This is a genomic window from Bradyrhizobium sp. NBAIM14 (genome assembly GCF_020193895.1).
In the GTDB taxonomy this organism is placed as follows: domain Bacteria; phylum Pseudomonadota; class Alphaproteobacteria; order Rhizobiales; family Xanthobacteraceae; genus Bradyrhizobium; species Bradyrhizobium yuanmingense.
In genome coordinates this window covers 1-19,954 of the sequence record NZ_JADYVQ010000005.1, presented here as the reverse complement: position 1 = coordinate 19,954, position 19,954 = coordinate 1, and the positions used below count along the sequence as shown (strand labels likewise).

Sequence of the window (19,954 nt, the reverse complement as noted above, 5' to 3'; positions counted from 1 at the left end):
GTGCGCGGCGCGGCCGGCGCAAGGGCGCGTCTGCTCGTCGGCCGCGGGCGTGGCGAGCCGCGGCTATCCGCGCCCGGAGGAGCGCTGGCCGCTCTTGCGCTGCTGTTGGGTGTAGGCGTCCCAATGGCTCCAGCTGCCATTGCTGAGGCTCTGCAGGTCGGTTGCGAGTGGACGGCGCGTCCGTTTGTCGTGATCGGCGATGGCGCGCTCCGACTGTGCGATCTTGCGCTTGAGTTCCGCGATCGTCTTCTGCGTCTGGCCGTTGCGCTTCGAGGTGGCGATCTCGCCCATCGTGAAGCGCGCGGTCTCCAGCGCCTTCAGCTCGGCGCGGTTCTTCTTCAACTGAACCCGGTGCCAGGCGATGTTGCTGTCGCTGTCCGCAACCATGTGGGAACTCCGCTGATTCGGTCCCCCATAGTATCGTGCGCCGAATCGGCGCCGCAACGCCCCGGCGGTGGCGAAAATGCGATCTTCTCGCGCAGAAATTCCGGATCTGGAGCCCCGCAACGGGACCCTAGATTCTTATTTGGGCGGGTCTTCTTGACGCGAACCGGTATCCACTTCGCTCGAAAACGCTTCAGCGCTCGGCGAAGGCCTTCTCTACCACGAACTGGGCAGGCTCGCCGTGATTGCCCTCGACGAAGCCGCGCTCACCCAGGAGGACGCGGGTGTCCGCCACAAGGGCCGGGCTGCCGCAGATCATGACGCGGTCATGGGCGGCTTCCAGCACCGGCAGGCCGATATCGGCGAACAGCTTGCCTGAGGTGATGAGATCGGTGATGCGGCCGCGATTGCGGAAGGGATCGCGCGTCACGGTCGGATAGTAGATCAGCTGGTTCTGGATGTACTCGCCGAGCAGCTCGTCCTTCGGCAGATGCTCGGTGATCATCTCGCCATAGGCGAGCTCCTTGACGTGCCGACAGCCGTGCAGCAGCACCACCTTCTCGAACCGCTCATAGGTCTCGGGATCCTTGATCACGCTCAGGAACGGCGCAAGACCCGTGCCGGTGCCGATCAGGTAGAGGTTACGTCCCTCTTCCAGATTGTCGATCACCAGTGTGCCGGTGGCCTTGCGGCTGACGATGATCTCGTCGCCTTCCTTCAGATGTTGGAGGCGCGAGGTCAGCGGTCCGTCCGGCACCTTGATCGAGAAGAACTCCAGCGTGTCCTCGTAATTGGCGCTGGCGACGCTGTAGGCCCGCAGCAGCGGCTTCTCGCCGACCCTGAGCCCGATCATGGTGAATTCGCCGTTGCGGAAGCGGAAGGTCGGGGTGCGGGTGGTCTTGAAGGAGAACAGCGTATCGGTCCAGTGGTGGACGCTCAAAACGCTTTCTTGATTGAAATTGCTCATCTCACCTTCCCTGTCGCGTCGATTGCGGTTCCGAGGCCGGCAGCTATGCGTCGTTTGTACACGATCATTCGTATACTAATGAATAATCCGGCTTGATCCCGCGGTCAAGGCTGCCCAAGATCGGAAGCGTTGCAGTTAGGAATAAGGAGCCCCTTCCATGGCGCATGACGCACCCCAGGCCACCGGACCCTCGAAGCTGGTGATCCGCAATATCGGCCTGATCCTGTCCGGCGCTTTGGAAAAGCCGATCCTGGACGGCGACACCATCGTCGCCGAGAACGGCAAGATCAGCGCGATCGGCCGCTTCAAGGAGGTCAATACCGAAGGCGCCACCACCATCGTCGACGCCAACGGCACCACGGTGGCGCCGGGCCTGATCGACAGCCACGTCCACCCTGTCGCCGGCGACTGGACGCCGCGGCAGAACCAGATCAACTGGATCGACAGCTATCTGCACGGCGGCGTCACCACCATGATCTCCGCCGGCGAGGTGCACATGCCTGGCCGACCCCGCGACGTCGTCGGCCTCAAGGCCATGGCCGTGTTCGCCCAGCGCGCATTCTGGACCTTGCGTCCTGGCGGGGTGAAGGTTCACGCCGGCGCGCCGGTGATCGAATGCGAGATGGTGGAAGAAGACTTCAAGGAGATGGCCGCGAACGGCGTCAAGCTGCTCGGCGAGGTCGGCCTCGGCGGCGTCAAGGACGGCCCGACCGCGCGGAAGATGGTCGGCTGGGCGCGCAAATACGGTATCCAGAGCACCATCCACACCGGCGGCCCGTCGATCCCCGGCTCCGGCCTGATCGACAAGGACGTGGTGCTTGAGGCCGACACCGACGTGGTCGGCCACATCAACGGCGGCCACACTGCTCTGCCCGACGACCAGATCCGCTGCATCTGCGAGGGCTGCAAGCGCGGCCTCGAGCTCGTGCACAACGGCAATGAGCGCTCGGCCCTGTTCACGCTGCGCACCGCCCGCGAGATGGGCGACCTGCATCGCGTCATCCTTGGTACCGACGCGCCCGCCGGCTCCGGCGTGCAGCCGCTCGGCATTCTGCGCATGGTCTCGATGCTGTCCTCGCTCGGCGACCTGCCGGCCGAGATCGCATTCTGCCTTGCCACCGGCAACACCGCCCGGATGCGCCAGCTCGACTGCGGCCTGATCGAGGTCGGCCGCTCCGCCGACTTCGTCATCATGGACAAGGCCCAGCACTCGCCGGGCAAGAACATCCTGGAGAGCGTTCAGCTCGGCGATCTCCCCGGCATCGGAATGACCATCATCGACGGCATCGTCCGCACCCAGCGCAGCCGCAACACGCCGCCCGCCGGCAAGGTGCCGGAGGTGGTGGCGAAGTGATGCAGCCGGAGCGGCCCGCCGCTCGCACCGTCCCTCGAAGGCATTGAACAAGTCGCAAGCCTGTTGCGTCTAACGCAGGCAGCCCTCGGCGGCGGCAGTTCATTGTTCGACCATCGAGGCTGACATGAAGGACCCATCACGGATAGCCGTGGGCGTCGCTGGCGCGGTGGCGGGCTATATCGCGATCTTTGTGCTGTTTTCTCTCCTCGATGTCGGCAACCGTGCGGACCCGATCACATCGGGTCTGCTGGGACTGTTCGTCTACTCGCCCACCGGTGCAATCGCCGGCGCGGTCCTCGCCAATTGGCTCGTGACGCGTTCAGGCAAAAATGCAGGGCAGGACGCAGGCGTCGGCGGCGTCGCGCGGAACAGCTTGAAGTCGCTCGGCATCGTCGCCCTGCTCTGCACCGCCGGCCTCGGCGCCTACATTGCGTACGCATACGCGACCGCAACGCCCTGGCTCAACCGCAACGGCGCCAATCCCCTGCTCGTGTTCGAGGTCCGCTTTCCGGCGGGAGTAACGGTGCCAACATCGGCGCAGGACATCACCATCGAACTGCAAACCGACATCAACACCATGCCGGGCGAAGTCAGTCCGGCCGCGTTCTATCGCGATGGCGACCAGGCGGTTATCGCCGGCGAAGTCGAGCTGGCGTTTCGAACCTCGCACCGGCAGCTCGCCATCAACATCCAGGGCCAGCCGAGCCGGATCTATCCGATCGATTTGACGGCCCGCGCGCCGCATACGCCGGAATTCGGAACGTGGCGGCGGCTTGGTGACGGCAGCGAAATCCGCTACCGCGCCAAATGGCCGGGAAAGACGTAAGAGATCAGCGCTTCTTCGCAATCTCACAGCGCACATAGGTCTGGCGCTTGGCCCGCCCAACTGGACCGTTGTCCATCACCAGCCTGCCATCCGCAGCGACGGAGACGCGAGGATTGGAGCGGAATTTTTCGCCCTCGCCTTCGCAGGCCAGCTTCATTTTCCAGCCGAGCCTTCCGTCGGCCGTGATCTGGCTGGCGCGGCACCGCGTCTCATACCAGTACAGGCGATTGCCGCCCTCGATGCTCATGCGGTTGGGACTGTCCTCGTTGCGACAGTCCTTTTTGGTCGAGGCCCAGAAGCCTTCGTAAGGCTGCGCCGCCAAGGCGGGAGCGCATTGGCCGGCGAGCACGGCACCAAGACTCAAGACAACCGCAAAGCGCGTCGCAACTCTCATGACCAAAACCTCGATAAACCCTTCATCAAGGTTAGTCGCCAGTTCCGGCACCTTGTTCAACTGCCGTAGGGTGGTCAAACGGCGCGAAGTGCCGTGCCCACGATTTTTGCGACTCGAGAAAGGATGGCGGGCACGCTTCGCTCTGCCCGCCCTACGAAACCTTCACCTGAGCTTGTTCAGCAGCATCATCAGCGTCTCGCGCTCTTTCGCCTCGAGCGGCGCCAGCGTCTCGCGGGTGATCGCCAGCGCGTTCGGCGCCAGCTTTTCGGCAAGCTGCTGTCCGGCGCGGGTCAGGCTCACCAGCAGGCGGCGGCCGTCCTCGGGATCCTGGCTCGTCTCGGTGAGGCCGCGCGCGGTGAGACGATCGATCACGCCCTTGATGGTCGCGACGTCCATCGCCGTCAGGCGCCCGAGCTGGTTCTGCGAGCACGGCCCGGTCTCGGCCAGTTTCGACAGCGCCGCCCATTGCGTCGGCGTCAGATTGGTGCCGATGTCGCGGGCGAAGATCGAGCTGTGGCGCTGCCAGACCTGGCGCAGGATGAAGCCGACCTGTTCGTCGAGCACGTAAGGCGGTTTCGCCGGTTTGACACTTTTCTTTGCCGCAACGCTTCTCGCCATCCGTTCGCAGCCCTTCCCCTTGCCTCACAACGACAGATGCGCGTCGCGGATATCCGGGCGCGCGTCGAGCTCGGCCATGGTGCCGCCGAAGCAGATGCGGCCGCGCTCGATGATGTAGGCGCGATCCGAAATCAGCCGCGCGAAATGCAGATTTTGCTCGGAGACGACGATGCTGACGCCTTCCTTCTTCATGGTCAGGATGGCATCAACCATCTGCTCCACGATCTTCGGCGACAGGCCCTCCGACGGCTCGTCCAGCAGCACCAGCGAGGGATTGCCCATCAGCGTGCGCGCAATGGTGAGCATCTGCTGCTCGCCGCCGCTCATTCGTCCGCCCGGGCGGTTCTTCATCTCGCCGAGGTTAGGAAACAGCGCGAACAGCTTTTCGCGCGTCCAGTGCGGCGCGTTCGGACGCTTCGGCTGGCGGCCGACTTCGAGGTTTTCCTCGACGGTCAGGTCCGTGAAGATGCGACGCTCCTCCGGCGCGTAGCCGAGGCCCTCGCGCACGATCTCGTGCGTCGGTTTCGTCGAGACGTCCTTGCCCTCGAACGTGATGCGGCCGGAGCGCTGCGCGACGAGGCCGACGATCGAGCGGAACGTGGTCGACTTGCCGGCGCCGTTGCGTCCCAGCAGTGCCACCACCTCGCCCTCGCCGACCTCGAAGCCGATGTCGAACAGGATATGCGCCGGACCATAATGGCTGTTGAGGTCTTGCACCGTGAGCTTCATGTGGAGGCTCCCTCGCGGTGCCGGGCATCGTAGACAAGGCCCTCGCCGAGATAGACCGCCTGCACCTGGGGATTGCCGCGCACTTCGGCCGGCGAGCCCTCCGCGATCAACGTCCCGCGGTTGAGCACGAGGATGCGGTCGGCATGCTCGAACACCACGTCCATGTCGTGCTCGGTGAAGAGAACGCCGATGGATTTTTCCCGGGCAATGCGCGCGGTCAGCCGCATCAATTCGACGCGCTCGCGCGGTGCCATTCCGGCCGTCGGCTCGTCCATCAGCAGCAGCTTGGGCTGATTGGCGAGCGCAACCGCAAGCTCGAGCCGCTTGAGATCGCCATAGGCAAGCTCGCCGCAGGGCCGGTCCGCATAGCCGCCCATGCCGACCAGCTCGAGCAGGCGGCCGGCCTCGTCGCGATCGAACTTCGGCGCCGAGCCGAACAGATTGAACAGCTGCTTGCCGTGCGAGATCAGCGCGACCTGCACGTTCTCGCGCACGGTCATGGTGGCGAAGGTCGCGGTGATCTGGAAGGTGCGGCCGACGCCGAGCCGCCAGACCTCACGCGGCTTCCGGCCGGTGATCTCCTCGCCAAGCAGGCGAACGTGGCCGCTATCAGGCATGTTCTGGCCGTTGAGCATGTCGAAGCAGGTGCTTTTTCCGGCGCCGTTCGGCCCGATCAGCGCCAGGATCTCGCCGGCCCGCAGCGAGAACGAGACGCCTCGCACGGCATGGATGCCGCCATAGGATTTGGTCAGGCCTTCGACCGCGAGAAGTGGAGGTGCGACGCTCATTCGGCAGACTCGATCGGCTTGGCGAGCAAAGGTGATCCCGGCGGCGATGCTTTCTTGCGGCGCTGCGCCAGCATCTCCAGCGTGCCGACGATGCCCTTGGGGAAGACGACGACGATCAGCATGATGAAGCCGCCGAGCACGAGCTTCGACAGATCGGTCTGGCTCACCAGCCAGATGTTCAAAGCCTTGTAGACGATGGCGCCGATCACCGCGCCCGAGACCGTCTCGACGCCGCCGAGCAGCACCATGACGAGCGCGTCGACGGAGAGCGAAATGCCGAGATTGTCGGGGAACACGCTACCCTTGAGGTAGGCGAACAAGGCGCCGCCGATGCCGGCGGTCGTGCCGGCGATCACGAAGGCGGTCCACTGGATGCGCTTGGCATCGATGCCGATGGCTTCGCTGCGCAGAACCGAGTCGCGCGTGGCACGAAGCGCGTAGCCGAACGGCGAGAACACCATGGCCCGCAGCGCGACGGTCACCAGCGCCACGACGCCGAGCGAAAGCCAGTAGAAGCGCGACGGGCTTGCCGCCCAGCTCGACGGCCAGAGGCCGAGAATGCCGTTGTCGCCGCCGGTCACGTCCACCCACTGGAACGCGATCGACCAGACGATCTGCGCGAAGGCGAGCGTCAGCATCGCGAAATAGACGCCGGAGAGCTGCACCGCGAAGAAGCCGAACACGGCCGCGCCCATGCAGCCGAGCAGCGGCCCGAGCAGCAAGCAGACGATCATCGGAAGTCCCGCCATCTTGGCGAGGAAGGCGATGCCATAGGCGCCGAGCCCGAAATAGGCAGCGTGACCGAACGATGCGAGGCCGCCGACCGACATCAGGAAGTGCAGGCTGACGGCGAAGATCACGAAAATCGCGATCTCCGAGCCCACGGTCAGCAGATAGTTGCCGGCGAACAGCGGCAGCATGGCCGCGACGATCAGCGCCGCAAGCGCCATCAGCCGCTCGTTCGAGGTCAGCGGCCGCCAGGGATTGACGGTGAGACCCGGCGTCTTGCGCGCGGCCGCCTCCGGCTTGCCGAACAGGCCCCAGGGACGCACGATCAGCACCACCGCCATGACCAGGAAGACGAGAATGATCGAGATCTTCGGGAAGATCAGGATGCCGAAGGCATTCAGCTCGGAGACCAGCACCGCCGCGACGAAAGCGCCGACGATGCTGCCGAGGCCACCGATCACCACCACGACGAAGACTTCGACGATGATGCGCAGGTCCATGGCGTGGTGCACGGCATCGCGCGGGATCTGGAGCGCGCCGCCGAGCGCTGCCAGGAAGACACCGACAGCGAACACCGACGTGAACAGCCACTTTTGGTTGACGCCGAGCGCGGCCACCATGTCGCGATCCTGCGTCGCCGCGCGCACCAAGACGCCCCAGCGCGTGCGCTGGAACAGCAGCCAGAGAATGCCGAGCACGACGGGACCGAGCACGATCAGGAACAGGTCGTAGCTCGGAATGTTCTGGCCGAAGAAATCGATCGCGCCCCTGAAGCCCGGCGCGCGGCGGCCGACGAGATCGTCGGGCCCCCAGATCAGCACGACGAGATCCTCGACCATCAAGGTCAGGCCGAAGGTCGCGAGCAGCTGGAACAGCTCGGGCGCATGATAGATGCGCCGGAGCAGCACCATCTCGACGATGACGCCGATCAGCGCCACCGCGAACGCGGCCAGGACGATGCCGCCCCAGAAGCCGAACGCGCCGGACAAGCGCTCGGTCAGCGTGAAGGCGATGTAGGCGCCGATCATGTAGAAGGCGCCATGCGCGAAATTCACGATCCGGGTCACGCCGAAGATGATCGACAGGCCCGAGGCCACCAGAAACAGCGACGCTGCGCTGGCGAGACCGGTCAGAAACTGTACGACGTAAAAGGCCATCGGCGGTCCGGGTTGGTTAGGTCTCGGTGCTGGTCTTCATCCTTCGAGACGGCGCTCCGCGCCTCCTCAGGATGAGGTCCGGGACCCTCATGGTGAGGAGCGCGGCGACGCCGCGCGTCTCGAACCATGAAGGCCCCGGTCTCTGTTGTATCAATCCTTCGGACGCAACTTCGCGACTTCGGCATCGCTGGGCAGATAGTCCGCGCCTTTCTTGTAAGACGAGTCCACCATCACGCCCTTGCCGTCCTTCAGCGCGGTCTTGCCGACGAAGGCCCCGAGCGTCGACTGGTGGTCGATCTTGCGGAAGGTGATCTCGCCGAACGGCGATGGCATCGTAAGCCCCTCCGCCGCGGCAATCAGCTTCTCCGGATCGGTCGATCCTGCCTTGGCCAGGATCGCGGCGGCCGACTTGATGGTCTGGTAGCCGACGATCGAGCCGAGACGCGGATAGTCGTTGTACTTGGCCTGGTACGCCTTCAGGAACGCGTCATGCTCGGGCGTCTTGATCGAGTACCAGGGATAGCCGGTGACGATCCAGCCCTCCGGCGTCTCGTCCTTGAGCGGGTCGAGATATTCGGGCTCGCCGGTGAGGAAGGAGACGACCTCGCGCCCCTTGAACAGGCCGCGGGTGTTGCCTTCGCGCACGAGTTTGACGAGATCCGCGCCGAACGTGACGTTGAGGATCGCTTCCGGGTTGGCGGCGGCAACCGCCTGCACCACCGGGCCGGCGTCGATCTTGCCCTGCGGCGGCCATTGCTCGTCGACCCACTGGATGTCGGGGCGCTTCTCCGACATCAGCTTCTTGAACACCGCGACCGCCGACTGGCCGTATTCGTAGTTCGGCGCGATCGTCGCCCAGCGTTTCGCCGGCAGCTTGCTGGCAGCTTCCACCAGCATCGCCGCCTGCATGTAGTTGGAGGGACGCAGGCGGAAGGTGTATTTGTTGCCCTTGGACCAGGTGATGGCGTCCGTGAGCGGCTCGGCCGCGAGGAAGAACACCTTCTTCTGGTTGGCGAAGTCAGAGACCGCAAGACCGATGTTCGACAGGAACGTTCCCGCGAGCATCGCGACGCCCTCGCTCGAGACGAGCTCGTTGGCCGCGGTCTGCGCGTCCGCCGGCTTGCCGCCGTCGTCCTTGGAGATGACGACGAGCTTCTTGCCGTTGATGCCGCCGGCCGCGTTGACTTCCTCGACCGCAAGCTGCCAGCCCTTGCGATAGGGCTCGGTGAATGCCGGCAGCAGCGAATAGCTGTTGATCTCGCCGATCTTGATGTCCTGCGCCAGGGCCGAATGCGCCATGCCGCCTGCCAGAAGCGCGAAGGCCGCGCCGACGATAGTATTTCTTGCTCGCATCCCAACCTCCAATTTGAACTCGCCTACGACTTCTATCTCAGACCGTCTTCGCCCTTGATCTCCGCGACCGTCAGCCCGCCGACGCGCGGCAGCGGACGGCCGCTGTCGGTGACGGCGACAGCGACCATGATCTCGTTGGCGCGCGGCGCATCGTTGATCTGTACCTCCATCCCGTCGAAATGGCTGCGGACGAAGGCTGCGTCCTTGTGCCCCAGCGGAATGTCCAGGGTCGTGCCGGGGCCGCTGCGCTTCTTCGAGGACGGGATCAGCGCCGCGCCCTTCCCCAGAACTTTACGCACCGGCGCGCCCATCTTGGGGTGGAGGATTGCGGCGGCATGCTCCAGCTCGCCGTTCTCGCCGACGGCCGCGGCCTTGCCGTAGCTATGTGCCTTGGCGCCATCGATGCCGAGCGCCGCCACCGCGCGCTTCGATAAGAGCTCGCCCAGCTCCTCGCCGATCGCGATCAGCGGCGAAAGATCCTCGACATATTTTCCGGCGAAAGGATTTTCGATCACGGCGATCGCGGCGGCACGCCGGGTCGGCGGCGACACCTGGCGTCCCATCTCCATCTGCGTCTCTTCGACGACGGTGACGATCTTGCGGATGATCGCGCTCATGTTTCGCTTCCCTGTTCAGGCATGGACCGCGTTCTCCAGCACACGCGGGCGCGATCGTTGCTCTTCTATATCCTTTGTTCCGATGACAAGCATATCACCACAAAGCCGCAGCACGGCACCTTCGATCAGTCCGCGATCGAACAATTGCCGTGCACATTCCGCGCCAGATTCAAGCGCGGCGGCGATCTCATTGTGAGACAGCTCGCCGACACCGCGCGTCACGAGGCGCGCGCCCAGATCGCTGTCGGGCTGAAGCTCGTTCGCAGGCTGTCGGATGATTGCGGGATGCCCGGGCAGATCGACGGCATTGGCGATCACGGTCGCGGCCGCATCGGCCTGCGAAGCGGTTGCGGCCAGCACGGTCACGGCATCGGCGATCCCGAGCGAAAAGCTGCGGCCGTGCCGACCGCTGGTCGCGACGCCCCGCACCGGATCGTTCGCATCGATCCGCATCCTCCGCATCACGCCGTCGTGGTCGGGACGATCCATCAGGCCGACCGAAAAATGCTCGCCCACACCGAGATGCAGCGCGATGTCGCCGCCATTGTTGACGTAAATCCGATCGAGCGGTGCAGCGCGCAGCATCGCGGCCAGAATCTCCTCCGCGACGCTGCCGGCAACGGCCGCCATCGGCGTGATGAAGCAATCGGCGGCATAAGGCGCGACGGCAGCGTGCATGCGGCGGGCGACAACGCCCTTCAGCGAGGTCTTCTCCTCGACCGCCGTACGCAGCCCTGGCAATTCCGCGCAAAGCTCGTCGAGCAATCCAGTGAACCGCAGCGCCGCAGCCTCATAGGCGACCCGCACCGCATCCGTACGTCCCCTCGCCTCCACGATCAGATCGATCGGTCCATCCTGCAAATGCAGCCGCCGGCCATCAGACAGCAATGCGATTTGCGGGCGCCTGGTCATGTGCGAGGCCCCGGAATCGGGTTCTGCCAGGGCAATTGGCGGACATCGTCGCCGCTCTGCACCTCGGAGAGCGGCTTCACATAATCCATGTGGCCACCGAGCGCGGCATAGTCGGACAGCTTCATGGTGAATTCGATCGGCGCGACCAGGGCCGGTGTCGGCACATAGCCGAACGCGCCTGACGGCATCTGCGTCACGTCGACCATGTAGGTGATGCCGCCGCCGGGCCAGACATAGACCGGCGCGCCGCCGCTGGTGACGCGCGTCAGCGCATCCTTCACCGAGCGCGTCAGCCGCACCGGGTTGTCGGTGACGCCAGCGCGCAAGGAGCCGCCCGCGCCCGCCATGAACAACACCGTGCACAACGCGGGCTCGCAATTTTCCTGGATGCGCTCGACCGAGAACTTCAAGTCGTCAGGCATCTCGGTCTCGACCGGCTTCAAGGCCTGGTCGAGCACGTAATAGGATGAATGCTCTCCGGTGGTGGAGACCATCAGCATGGTCAGACCGGGCTTTGCTTCCTTGGCATCGAACGGGCCAAGGATCGACAGGGGATCTGAGATGTTGGTGCCGCCCCAGCCCGTGCCTGGATCGGCCACCTGGAAATAGCGGCCGGGCGTCGAGCGACGGCCCTTCATCTTGATGCCGGTGTCGGCGATGTCGAGCAGCTTGCCCGCTTGATGCTCGCTGAGCACGCCGGTGATGTGGTCATCGACCACGACGACTTCGTCCACCTTGCCGTGCCATTGCTTGGCGAACATGCCGATCGTCGCCGAGCCGCAGCCGACGCGCATGCGCTCTTCCTTCACGCCGTTGACGATCGGCGGCTGCCCGGCCTGCACCACCACGGTGGCGCCGCCATCGATGGTGAGCTCGACCGCCTTGCAATTGGCGAGGTCCATCAGCGTGTCGCAGGTGACGCGGCCCTCCTTCTTGGAGCCGCCGGTGAGATGATGCACGCCGCCTAGCGAGAGCATCTGCGAGCCGTATTCGCTGGTGGTGACATGGCCGACCGCCTCGCCCTGCGCGCGCACGGTCGCGGTCTCCGGGCCGAGATAGCGATCGGTGTCGATCTTCACCTTGATGCCGCAATAGGAGAAGATGCCCTCGGTGACGACCGTCACCATGTCGACGCCGTCGACCTCCGCAGAGACGATGAACGGCGCCGGCTTGTAGTCGGGATAGGTCGTGCCTGCCCCGATCGCCGTCACGAAAGTCGAGGGCTCATGGACGATGTTGCCGTCCCAGTCCTCGGTGCGGCTGAACGGGACGAGCTTGCCGCCATGAGAAACGGTACGCTCCAGGATGACATGCGGATCGACGCGGACGAGCTTGCCGTCGTGATTGGCATAGCGATCGCAGGCGCCCGCCGCGCCCGGCTTGATGTAGCACATCACCGGACAAGCATCGCAGCGGATCTTGTCGATGACGGCGCTCGTCGTTTCTGTCACCATGTCGGAGCCGGCGGACACCGCTGTTATCATTCGTATACGAACGATGTTGCGCGCGCTGCCCCGGGGCTGTCAAGCGGCGGTGCAGCGCAAAAGATGCCACTGCCGCATAAAACCTCATTTGCCTATCCGCCCTGTCCACAAAGAAGGCAACCGCGCTGCAGTGCGGCATGCATGGCTTGCACGTTTGTGTACAAACGGTATCGTCGCAGCGACGAATTTTCGCGATTGCATGATCTTGGATATCGTCTTGGGCTTGGGAACGAGGATGACGCAGACACCGATCCGCCTCACCGTGAACGGCAGGATCCACGAGGTCACGGCAGCGCGCGACACGCCGCTGCTCTACGTGCTGCGCAATGATCTCGCGCTGAACGGCCCGAAATACGGCTGCGGCTTGGGGGAATGCGGCACCTGTACTGTCCTGATCGACGGACTGGCGGCACGCTCCTGCGTGATTCCGGTGAGCGGCTGCGCCGGGCGCGACATCGTGACGCTCGAAGGCCTCGGCACAAGCGACAAGCCCGACGTCGTGCAGCAGGCCTTCATCGACGAGCAGGCCGCACAATGCGGCTATTGTCTCAACGGCATGATCATGACCACCAAGGCGTTGCTCGCGATCAACCCGCGGCCGACCGAACGGGAGGCCTTGGCGGCGCTGCGCTACAATCTCTGCCGCTGCGGCACGCATGTCGAGATCCTTCGCGCAGTGATGCGCGCATCGGGCCAGCTCACCGAGGCCGCAGATTGATGGCGTCCTTTGTTACGAACGGAGCTGAGCGTGCGGGTTCGCTCGTCGTCGCGCGCAGCGTGGACGAGGTCACATCGGAGACCTTCGTCCGCATCACCGCGGACGGTTCGGTCACGGCCTATAACGGCCATGTCGATCTCGGCACCGGCATCCGCACTGCGCTGGGCCAGATCGTCGCCGAAGAGCTCGACGTCTCCTTTGCGCGCGTTGTCGTCGTGCTCGGCAATACGGCATTGGTGCCGAACCAGGGCGCGACGATTGCGAGCGAGACCATCCAGATCACGGCCGTGCCGCTGCGGAAGGCCGCGGCGCAAGCGCGGCACTTTCTGATCGCGCGCGCGGCGGAACGCCTGGACTTGCCCGAAGCCGAGCTCAAGATCGAGGACGGACTCGTTCGCGGCCACGACAATCGCAGCGTCAGCTATGGCGAGCTCATCGGCGACGAAGCGATCCGCCTCGAGCTCGCCGATGACGTCGAGCTCAAGCCTGTCGGCGATTACGCGATCGTCGGCCAGTCGGTGCCGCGCGTCGATCTACCTGCTAAAGCCACGGGCGAGCTGACTTTCGTGCACGACGTCCGAGTATCAGGAATGGTGCATGGCCGCGTGGTGCGGCCGCCCTATGCTGGCGTCGATGCCGGACCGTTCGTCGGCACCAGCCTCATTGCGGTCGACGAATCCTCCGTGCGCGACATTCCCGGCCTTGTCGCCGTGGTGCGGATCGGCGATTTCGTCGGCGTCGTCGCCGAGCGCGAGGAGAATGCGATCCGTGCGGCAGAGCAGCTCAAGGTGAGCTGGAAGCCGACGCCGACGCTTACCGATCTTGGCGATGTCGAGACCGCCCTGCGTGCCAATCCATCGACGCCGCGCACGCTGATCGACAAGGGCGAGGTCGACAAGGCGATATCGGGCGCGGCCAAGCCGATGCAGCGCACTTACGTCTGGCCGTATCAGATGCACGCCTCGATCGGCCCTTCCTGCGCCGTCGCCGACTTCCAGGACGGCAACATCCGCGTCTGGTCGGGCACGCAGAACCCGCACGTGCTGCGCGGCGACCTGGCGCTGCTGATCGAGCGCCCCGAGAGCGAGATCGAGGTGATCCGGCTGGAGGCCGCCGGCTGCTACGGTCGCAACTGCGCCGACGACGTCTCCGCCGATGCGCTCCTGCTGTCGCGCGCCGTCGGCCGTCCCGTCCGCGTGCAATTGACGCGCGAGCAGGAGCACGCCTGGGAGCCCAAGGGCACCGCGCAGCTCATCGACGTCAATGGCGGCCTCGACGCTGACGGCAGCATCGCCGCTTACGATCTCGCCACGCGCTACCCCTCGAACGCCGCTCCGACGCTGGCGCTGCTGCTGACCTGTCGCATCTCCCCCGAGCCCACCGTGCTCCAGATGGGCGACCGCACCGCGATCCCTCCTTACGATTACGAGCACATGCGCGTCGTCGCCCACGACACGCCGCCGATCGTGCGGGCCTCCTGGTTCCGCGGCGTCTCGGCATTGCCGAACACCTTCGCGCATGAATCCTATATCGACGAGGCTGCAACCGAAGCCGGCGTCGATCCGATCGAATATCGTCTGCGCTACCTGAAGGATCAGCGCGCTGTCGATCTCGTCAATGCTGTGGCCGAGCGCGCGGGCTGGACGCCCCGCCCCGTTCGCGAGGAGAAGGACGGCGAGGTCGTGCACGGCCGCGGCTTTGCCTACGCGCTCTACGTCCACAGCAAGTTTCCGGGCTATGGCGCGGCGTGGTCGGCCTGGGTTGCCGACGTCGCGGTGAACAAGACGACCGGCGACGTCAGCGTGACGCGCGTCGTCGCGGGGCAGGATTCCGGGTTGATGATTAACCCGGACGGCGTGCGCCACCAGATCCAGGGCAACGTCATCCAATCCACCAGCCGCGCGCTGATGGAAGAGGTGTCGTTCGAGCGCGGCACGGTGGCCGCGCGCGAATGGGGCGCCTATCCCATCATCCCCTTCCCCGACGTACCCAAGATCGACGTCTTGATGCTGCCGCGGCAGGACCAGCCGCCGCTCGGCGTCGGCGAGTCTGCTTCGGTGCCGAGCGCAGCGGCGATCGCGAACGCCATCTTCGATGCCACCGGCGTGCGCTTCCGCGAGCCGCCGTTCACGCCTGAGCGAATCCTCAAGGGTCTGCGCGGCGATGCGGCGGTGACGCCGCAGGCTCTGCCCGCACCGGCGGCATCGCGGCCCTCCCGGGTCTGGGCGAATCCGTTCGCCAGGCGCGCCGGTATCGCTGCAGCGATCGCAGCCGTCTGCACCGCTGCCATCGGCATCGGTGCGGCGCTCCTTCCAGGTCGCGCAATTGCGCCGATCGCACGGCCCGACGCGTCGGTCTATTCCGCGGCGACCATCGCCCGCGGCGAGCAGCTTGCAGCGCTTGGCAATTGCGCGGAGTGCCATACCAGCATTGGCGGCGCGCTCAACGCCGGCGGCCGCGCATTGGAGACGCCATTCGGCACGATCTATTCGACCAACATCACGCCCGACGTCGAGACCGGGATCGGTGCCTGGTCCTATCCGGCCTTCGAGCGCGCCATGCGCGATGGCTTGCATCGCGACGGACGGCAGCTCTATCCCGCTTTTCCCTACACGCATTTTGCAAAGACCAGCGACGCGGACATGCAGGCGCTCTATGCGTATCTGATGGCGCAGCCTTCAGTGCGTGGGACGGCACCGCCGAACGAACTCGCCTTCCCTTACAATCTCCGCTCGTTGCTCGCGGGCTGGAATGCGCTGTTCCACGACACGAAGGAGTTCAAGCCTGATCCCGCCAAGTCCGATCAATGGAATCGCGGCGCCTATCTGGTCGAGGGACTCGGCCATTGCAGCGCCTGCCATTCGCCGCGCAACGCGCTGGGCGCCGAGCAACGCAACGCCTATCTCGCCGGCGGCTTCGCCGAGGGCTGGGAAGCGCCGGCGCTGACGTCGCTCTCGCACGCGCCGATCCCGTGGAGCGAGGATGAGCTCTACGCCTATTTGCGCACGGGCCATTCGCGTTACCACGGCGTTGCGGCCGGCCCGATGGCGCCTGTTGTCCGGGACCTCAAGGCTCTGCCCGACCAGGACATCCGGGCGATGGCGGTCTATCTCAACTCGTTCAATGACACGGCGGTCGACCAACAGGCGCAGGATGCGCTTGCCGCCAAGCTCGAAAGCACAACGGAAGTGACCGTCGCCTCCTCCGCGGGCGCGCGCCTCTATCAAGGCGCCTGCGCGGTCTGCCACGAGGTCGGCGGTCTGCCGCTGTTCGGCACGCGGCCCTCACTCGCGCTCAACAGCAACGTTCACAGCACGAAGGCGGATAATCTCGTGCAGGTGATCCTGCACGGCATTGCAGACCCAGTCTCCAGCGATCTCGGCTACATGCCCGCGTTCGGGAATAGCATGAGCGATGCACAGGTCGAGGAGCTCGTGACGTTTTTGCGCAAGCAGTTCGCGCCGGACAAGCCGGCCTGGACCGGCGTGCGCGAGACGATCTCGCGGGTGCGAAGTTCGACCCACTAACGTCATTCCGGGGCCCGAGCATAGCGAGGGAGCCCGGAATCCATACCCACCAGCCGGGGTTATGGATTCCGGGCTCGCCGCTTCGCGTCGCCCCGGAATGACACTGCGTGAATACGCTAGTCGTGCTTCACCTCCACCGGCGGCGTGCCGTGGGTGTGGAAGGACTCGATCGTCTTCAATCCCCAGGCCTGGCCCTTCTTGCGTTCCTCCTCGGTCCACACGATCGGCTTCCAGTCGGGCGCGAGAATGAGACGCGCGCCGGCATTGGCGACTTCGACGCGGTTGCCGCCGGGCTCATAGACATAGAGGAAGAAGGTCTGCTGGATCGCGTGCTTGTGCGGCCCGGTCTCGATGTGCACGCCGTTCTCGAGAAAAATGTCGGCGGCGCGCAGAATCTCCTCACGGCTGTCGAGCGCGTAGGTGACGTGATGGAAGCGGCCCGGCACGCCCGAGTGATCGAGCGAATAGGCGAAGTCGTAGCTCTTGTTCGACATCGTCAGCCACATCGCGGCCTCACGGCCGTCGTTGAGTACGATCTGCTCGGTGAGGCGGCAGCCGAGGTAATTCTCGAAGAACTCGCGGTTGGCCTTGATGTCGACGGCGAGGCAATTGAGATGATCGAGCCGGCGGACGTTGACGCCACGCGCCGGAAAGCGCTGCGCCTGGTTCTTTAGTGCGGGCTTGAGCTCCGGCGGCGCCTGATACCATTCGGTCTCGTAATAGAGCTCGACGATGTGGCCATCGGGGTCGCGGCAGCGGAAGGTCGGCCCCTGCCCCATGTCGCCGTCGATCCAGCCGATGTCGAAGCCGGATCCCTTCAGCGCGGCGACGCGCCGCTCCAGCGCCTGCTGGCTGCGCGCACGGAGCGCCATGTGGCCCATGCCCGAGGTCTTCGACGCCGTGAGCTTGAGCGAATAGCGCTCGTAATCGTCCCAGCCGCGCAAATAGACCGACTCGCCCTTCTGTCCGCTGACGGTCATGCCCATGACATCGACGAAGAACTTCAGGCTCTCGTCGGGCTTCGGCGTCAGCAGCTCCATGTGGCCGAGATGGGCAAGGTCGAGGATCGGTTCGGGCTGCATGGCTTCCTCCTGGAGCGGACGCGGGGCTTTCGGCGCGGCACCTCATTTGTACTAATGTACAAATCATTAGGTCCAGTCAACAAAGCAGCCGGTATTCTGCTGCGATCGGCGCCTGACCGCCGGCCTCCGGACGAGACGGGCAGCCTGCCCGAATGGTAAACTCTTCCTTAAGGACCATCTCACCTGAAAGGTCCGGAAAATGCAGCATTTTCCCGGCGATTTTGCCAATAAGCAGGCATTGGCGGCGAGGCTCCCGACCGAATTACCGCGGATTTAACGGAGCCGGCGCGTCCGGCGTTTAACCGTTTGTGCAGCGACGGCCGCGCATAGTCCGGGCAACTCCCCTTGCTCTTGCCAGGTTCATTCATCGTGACATCCTTTGGACGCGTGATTTCGGTTCGCGGATCGCTCGCCCGGGTTGGGCTTCTGGCGGAAAGCCGGATGCCGATCTCGGAGGTGCGGGCCACCGTCGGCCGGTTCGTCAGCATTCGCTGCGCCAGCTCGGTCATCGTTGCGATGATCACGGAGGTCTCCTGCGAAAATCTGTCGAGCTCCGACAATTACATTGCCATCGCCTCCGTCGACCTGCTCGGCGAGATCCTCAATGCCGCGGACAAGGCCAAATTTCAGCGCGGCGTCACTAACTATCCGACCATCGGCGATGCCGTCGACCTGATCACGAGCCAGGAGCTGCGCACGATCTACGCGCCGACCGGCTCGGACCAGATCAATGTCGGCTTCCTGCAGCAGGACCGCTCGGTCATCGCCTATGTCGACGTCGAGGAAATGCTGTCCAAGCATTTTGCCGTGCTGGGATCGACCGGCGTCGGTAAATCGACCGGCGTCTCGCTGCTGCTCAACGAGATCCTGAAGGCGCGGCCGAACCTGCGCATCTTCCTGCTCGACGTGCACAATGAATATGGCCGCTGCTTCGGCGACCGCGCGCTGGTGCTCAACCCGCGGAACCTGAAGCTGCCGTTCTGGCTGTTCAACTTCGAGGAAATCGTCGACGTGCTGTTCGGCGGCCGCGCCGGCGTGCCGGAAGAGCTCGACATCCTCGCCGAGGTGATCCCGCTCGCCAAAGGCGTCTACACCCAGTACCAGAACGCCGACCGCATCGGCCTCAAGCGCATCGATCCCAAGCAGATCGGCTATACCGTCGATACGCCTGTGCCCTATCGCCTGGTCGACCTGTTGTCGCTGATCGACGAGCGGATGGGCAAGCTCGAGAACCGCTCCTCGCGCATCATCTATCACAAGCTGATCTCGCGCATCGAGGCCGTGCGCAACGACCCGCGCTACGCCTTCATGTTCGACAACGCCAATGTCGGCGGCGACACCATGGCCGAGGTGATCAGCCATCTGTTCCGCCTGCCCGCCAACGGCAAGCCGATGACGGTGATGCAGCTCGCCGGCTTCCCGGCCGAGGTGATCGATTCCGTCGTCTCCGTGCTCTGCCGCATGGCCTTCGATTTCGGCCTGTGGAGCGACGGCGTCTCGCCGCTGCTGTTCGTCTGCGAAGAGGCGCACCGCTACGCCTCCGCCGACCGCAACATCGGCTTCGGCCCGACCCGCAAGGCGGTATCGCGCATCGCCAAGGAAGGCCGCAAATACGGCGTCTATCTCGGCCTCATCACCCAGCGCCCCGCCGAGCTCGACGCCACCATCATCTCCCAGTGCAACACGCTGTTCACGATGCGCCTCGCCAACGACCGCGACCAGGCGCTGCTGCGCGCCGCCGTGTCGGACGCCGCCGCGAACCTGCTCTCCTTCGTGCCGTCGCTCGGCACCCGCGAGGTGCTGGCGTTCGGCGAAGGCGTGGCGCTGCCGACCCGCTTGCGCTTCAAGGAGGTGCCGCCGCACCAATTGCCGCGCGGCGAGGCCACCATCTCGAGCGTGCCCTCCGTCACCTCCGGCCACGACATGCATTTCGTCAGCGCCGTGCTCGAACGCTGGCGCGGCGCCACCTCGCAGCGCGACGTGCCGAACGACCCCGTGTTCTCGGCACCGCCCGCGAAGACGATGTCCAGCGTCGAAGCCCCGATGCTGCAGCCCTCGATGGGCCTCGATCCGGACCGCTTCTCGCTGCTGAAGAAGCCGCTGCGGTAAGGCTTCGCTCCATCCACATCGTCATTGCGAGCGCAGCGAAGCAATCCAGAGTCTTTCCGCCGGGGGGACTCTGGATTGCTTCGCTGCGCTCGCAATGACGGAGGATGGAACGTCGTTCCCACCTGACACCTTCGTCGCGGCCACTTCGGACCGGCAGATTGAGCCCGCCCCACGCATCGACTATGGTTCCCGCCCCAAGCTGGAAC

At 65.0% G+C, this 19,954-nt stretch carries 17 protein-coding genes; 5 read left to right on the top strand and 12 right to left on the bottom strand.

The genetic code is table 11. From position 1 onward, the window contains the following. Positions 1-63 precede the first annotated feature (63 nt). Complete coding sequence (locus I6F28_RS14365) at positions 64-387, bottom strand: hypothetical protein (RefSeq protein ID WP_036001330.1); 324 nt, start codon at positions 385-387, stop codon at positions 64-66. A 190-nt stretch (positions 388-577) separates the two neighbouring features. Continuing rightward, entirely contained in the window at positions 578-1,351 is a 774-nt protein-coding gene (locus I6F28_RS14360) for a ferredoxin--NADP reductase (protein WP_036001332.1), read from the bottom strand. Positions 1,352-1,508: 157 nt separating this feature from the next. Here I6F28_RS14360 and I6F28_RS14355 point away from each other — a divergent pair, with 157 nt between their 5' ends. Continuing rightward, positions 1,509-2,705 (top strand): amidohydrolase family protein, encoded by a 1,197-nt coding sequence (locus I6F28_RS14355; RefSeq protein WP_036001335.1) that lies wholly within the window; start codon positions 1,509-1,511, stop codon positions 2,703-2,705. 124 nt (positions 2,706-2,829) lie between these two features. Then, entirely contained in the window at positions 2,830-3,531 is a 702-nt protein-coding gene (locus I6F28_RS14350) for a hypothetical protein (protein ID WP_036001338.1), read from the top strand. 4 nt (positions 3,532-3,535) lie between these two features. Here I6F28_RS14350 and I6F28_RS14345 read toward each other — a convergent pair whose 3' ends face one another. The 9 genes from I6F28_RS14345 to I6F28_RS14305 form a co-directional block, all read right to left on the bottom strand. Beyond that, complete coding sequence (locus tag I6F28_RS14345) at positions 3,536-3,925, bottom strand: hypothetical protein (protein ID WP_036001342.1); 390 nt, start codon at positions 3,923-3,925, stop codon at positions 3,536-3,538. A 162-nt stretch (positions 3,926-4,087) separates the two neighbouring features. Further along, positions 4,088-4,543: a MarR family winged helix-turn-helix transcriptional regulator gene (locus tag I6F28_RS14340; protein WP_036001344.1), complete on the bottom strand. Its 456-nt coding sequence runs from the start codon at positions 4,541-4,543 to the stop codon at positions 4,088-4,090. Positions 4,544-4,567: 24 nt separating this feature from the next. After that, positions 4,568-5,272 (bottom strand): ABC transporter ATP-binding protein, encoded by a 705-nt coding sequence (locus tag I6F28_RS14335; RefSeq protein ID WP_225140163.1) that lies wholly within the window; start codon positions 5,270-5,272, stop codon positions 4,568-4,570. Next, complete coding sequence (locus tag I6F28_RS14330; protein ID WP_036001349.1) at positions 5,269-6,060, bottom strand: ABC transporter ATP-binding protein; 792 nt, start codon at positions 6,058-6,060, stop codon at positions 5,269-5,271. The genes I6F28_RS14335 and I6F28_RS14330 overlap by 4 nt, the downstream gene beginning before the upstream one ends. Continuing rightward, a complete protein-coding gene (locus I6F28_RS14325; RefSeq protein WP_225140162.1) occupies positions 6,057-7,946 on the bottom strand; it encodes an ABC transporter permease in 1,890 nt (629 codons plus the stop codon). Before I6F28_RS14325 ends, I6F28_RS14330 begins: the two co-directional genes overlap by 4 nt. A 150-nt stretch (positions 7,947-8,096) precedes the next feature. After that, on the bottom strand, positions 8,097-9,299 hold the full coding sequence (locus I6F28_RS14320; protein ID WP_225140161.1) for an ABC transporter substrate-binding protein: 1,203 nt from the start codon (positions 9,297-9,299) through the stop codon (positions 8,097-8,099). Between the two features lie 32 nt (positions 9,300-9,331). Continuing rightward, positions 9,332-9,916, bottom strand: coding sequence for an amino acid synthesis family protein (locus I6F28_RS14315; RefSeq protein WP_025035619.1), 585 nt, complete (start codon positions 9,914-9,916; stop codon positions 9,332-9,334). A 15-nt stretch (positions 9,917-9,931) separates the two neighbouring features. Next, positions 9,932-10,828, bottom strand: coding sequence for a UPF0280 family protein (locus I6F28_RS14310; RefSeq protein ID WP_225140160.1), 897 nt, complete (start codon positions 10,826-10,828; stop codon positions 9,932-9,934). After that, entirely contained in the window at positions 10,825-12,282 is a 1,458-nt protein-coding gene (locus tag I6F28_RS14305; protein ID WP_225140356.1) for a 6-hydroxynicotinate reductase, read from the bottom strand. Before I6F28_RS14305 ends, I6F28_RS14310 begins: the two co-directional genes overlap by 4 nt. A gap of 265 nt (positions 12,283-12,547) precedes the next feature. Between I6F28_RS14305 and I6F28_RS14300 the strand changes: the two genes are divergently transcribed. After that, entirely contained in the window at positions 12,548-13,030 is a 483-nt protein-coding gene (locus I6F28_RS14300; protein ID WP_225140159.1) for a (2Fe-2S)-binding protein, read from the top strand. Beyond that, a complete protein-coding gene (locus I6F28_RS14295; protein ID WP_225140158.1) occupies positions 13,030-16,557 on the top strand; it encodes a molybdopterin cofactor-binding domain-containing protein in 3,528 nt (1,175 codons plus the stop codon). Before I6F28_RS14300 ends, I6F28_RS14295 begins: the two co-directional genes overlap by 1 nt. 116 nt (positions 16,558-16,673) lie before the next feature. On the opposite strand, the gene I6F28_RS14290 is transcribed toward I6F28_RS14295, so the two are convergent. Then, positions 16,674-17,639 (bottom strand): catechol 2,3-dioxygenase, encoded by a 966-nt coding sequence (locus tag I6F28_RS14290; protein WP_036001365.1) that lies wholly within the window; start codon positions 17,637-17,639, stop codon positions 16,674-16,676. A gap of 369 nt (positions 17,640-18,008) precedes the next feature. On the opposite strand from I6F28_RS14290, the gene I6F28_RS14285 reads away from it, so the two are divergent. Next, on the top strand, positions 18,009-19,748 hold the full coding sequence (locus I6F28_RS14285) for an ATP-binding protein (protein ID WP_036001369.1): 1,740 nt from the start codon (positions 18,009-18,011) through the stop codon (positions 19,746-19,748). Positions 19,749-19,954 lie beyond the last annotated feature (206 nt).

Bases quoted from the DNA above. Each gene is read 5' to 3' on its own strand.
- I6F28_RS14365 (WP_036001330.1), bottom strand. From the start codon at position 387: ATGGTTGCGGACAGCGACAGCAACATCGCCTGGCACCGGGTTCAGTTG.
- I6F28_RS14360 (WP_036001332.1), bottom strand. From the start codon at position 1,351: ATGAGCAATTTCAATCAAGAAAGCGTTTTGAGCGTCCACCACTGGACC.
- I6F28_RS14355 (WP_036001335.1), top strand. From the start codon at position 1,509: ATGGCGCATGACGCACCCCAGGCCACCGGACCCTCGAAGCTGGTGATC.
- I6F28_RS14350 (WP_036001338.1), top strand. From the start codon at position 2,830: ATGAAGGACCCATCACGGATAGCCGTGGGCGTCGCTGGCGCGGTGGCG.
- I6F28_RS14345 (WP_036001342.1), bottom strand. From the start codon at position 3,925: ATGAGAGTTGCGACGCGCTTTGCGGTTGTCTTGAGTCTTGGTGCCGTG.
- I6F28_RS14340 (WP_036001344.1), bottom strand. From the start codon at position 4,543: ATGGCGAGAAGCGTTGCGGCAAAGAAAAGTGTCAAACCGGCGAAACCG.
- I6F28_RS14335 (WP_225140163.1), bottom strand. From the start codon at position 5,272: ATGAAGCTCACGGTGCAAGACCTCAACAGCCATTATGGTCCGGCGCAT.
- I6F28_RS14330 (WP_036001349.1), bottom strand. From the start codon at position 6,060: ATGAGCGTCGCACCTCCACTTCTCGCGGTCGAAGGCCTGACCAAATCC.
- I6F28_RS14325 (WP_225140162.1), bottom strand. From the start codon at position 7,946: ATGGCCTTTTACGTCGTACAGTTTCTGACCGGTCTCGCCAGCGCAGCG.
- I6F28_RS14320 (WP_225140161.1), bottom strand. From the start codon at position 9,299: ATGCGAGCAAGAAATACTATCGTCGGCGCGGCCTTCGCGCTTCTGGCA.
- I6F28_RS14315 (WP_025035619.1), bottom strand. From the start codon at position 9,916: ATGAGCGCGATCATCCGCAAGATCGTCACCGTCGTCGAAGAGACGCAG.
- I6F28_RS14310 (WP_225140160.1), bottom strand. From the start codon at position 10,828: ATGACCAGGCGCCCGCAAATCGCATTGCTGTCTGATGGCCGGCGGCTG.
- I6F28_RS14305 (WP_225140356.1), bottom strand. From the start codon at position 12,282: ATGGTGACAGAAACGACGAGCGCCGTCATCGACAAGATCCGCTGCGAT.
- I6F28_RS14300 (WP_225140159.1), top strand. From the start codon at position 12,548: ATGACGCAGACACCGATCCGCCTCACCGTGAACGGCAGGATCCACGAG.
- I6F28_RS14295 (WP_225140158.1), top strand. From the start codon at position 13,030: ATGGCGTCCTTTGTTACGAACGGAGCTGAGCGTGCGGGTTCGCTCGTC.
- I6F28_RS14290 (WP_036001365.1), bottom strand. From the start codon at position 17,639: ATGCAGCCCGAACCGATCCTCGACCTTGCCCATCTCGGCCACATGGAG.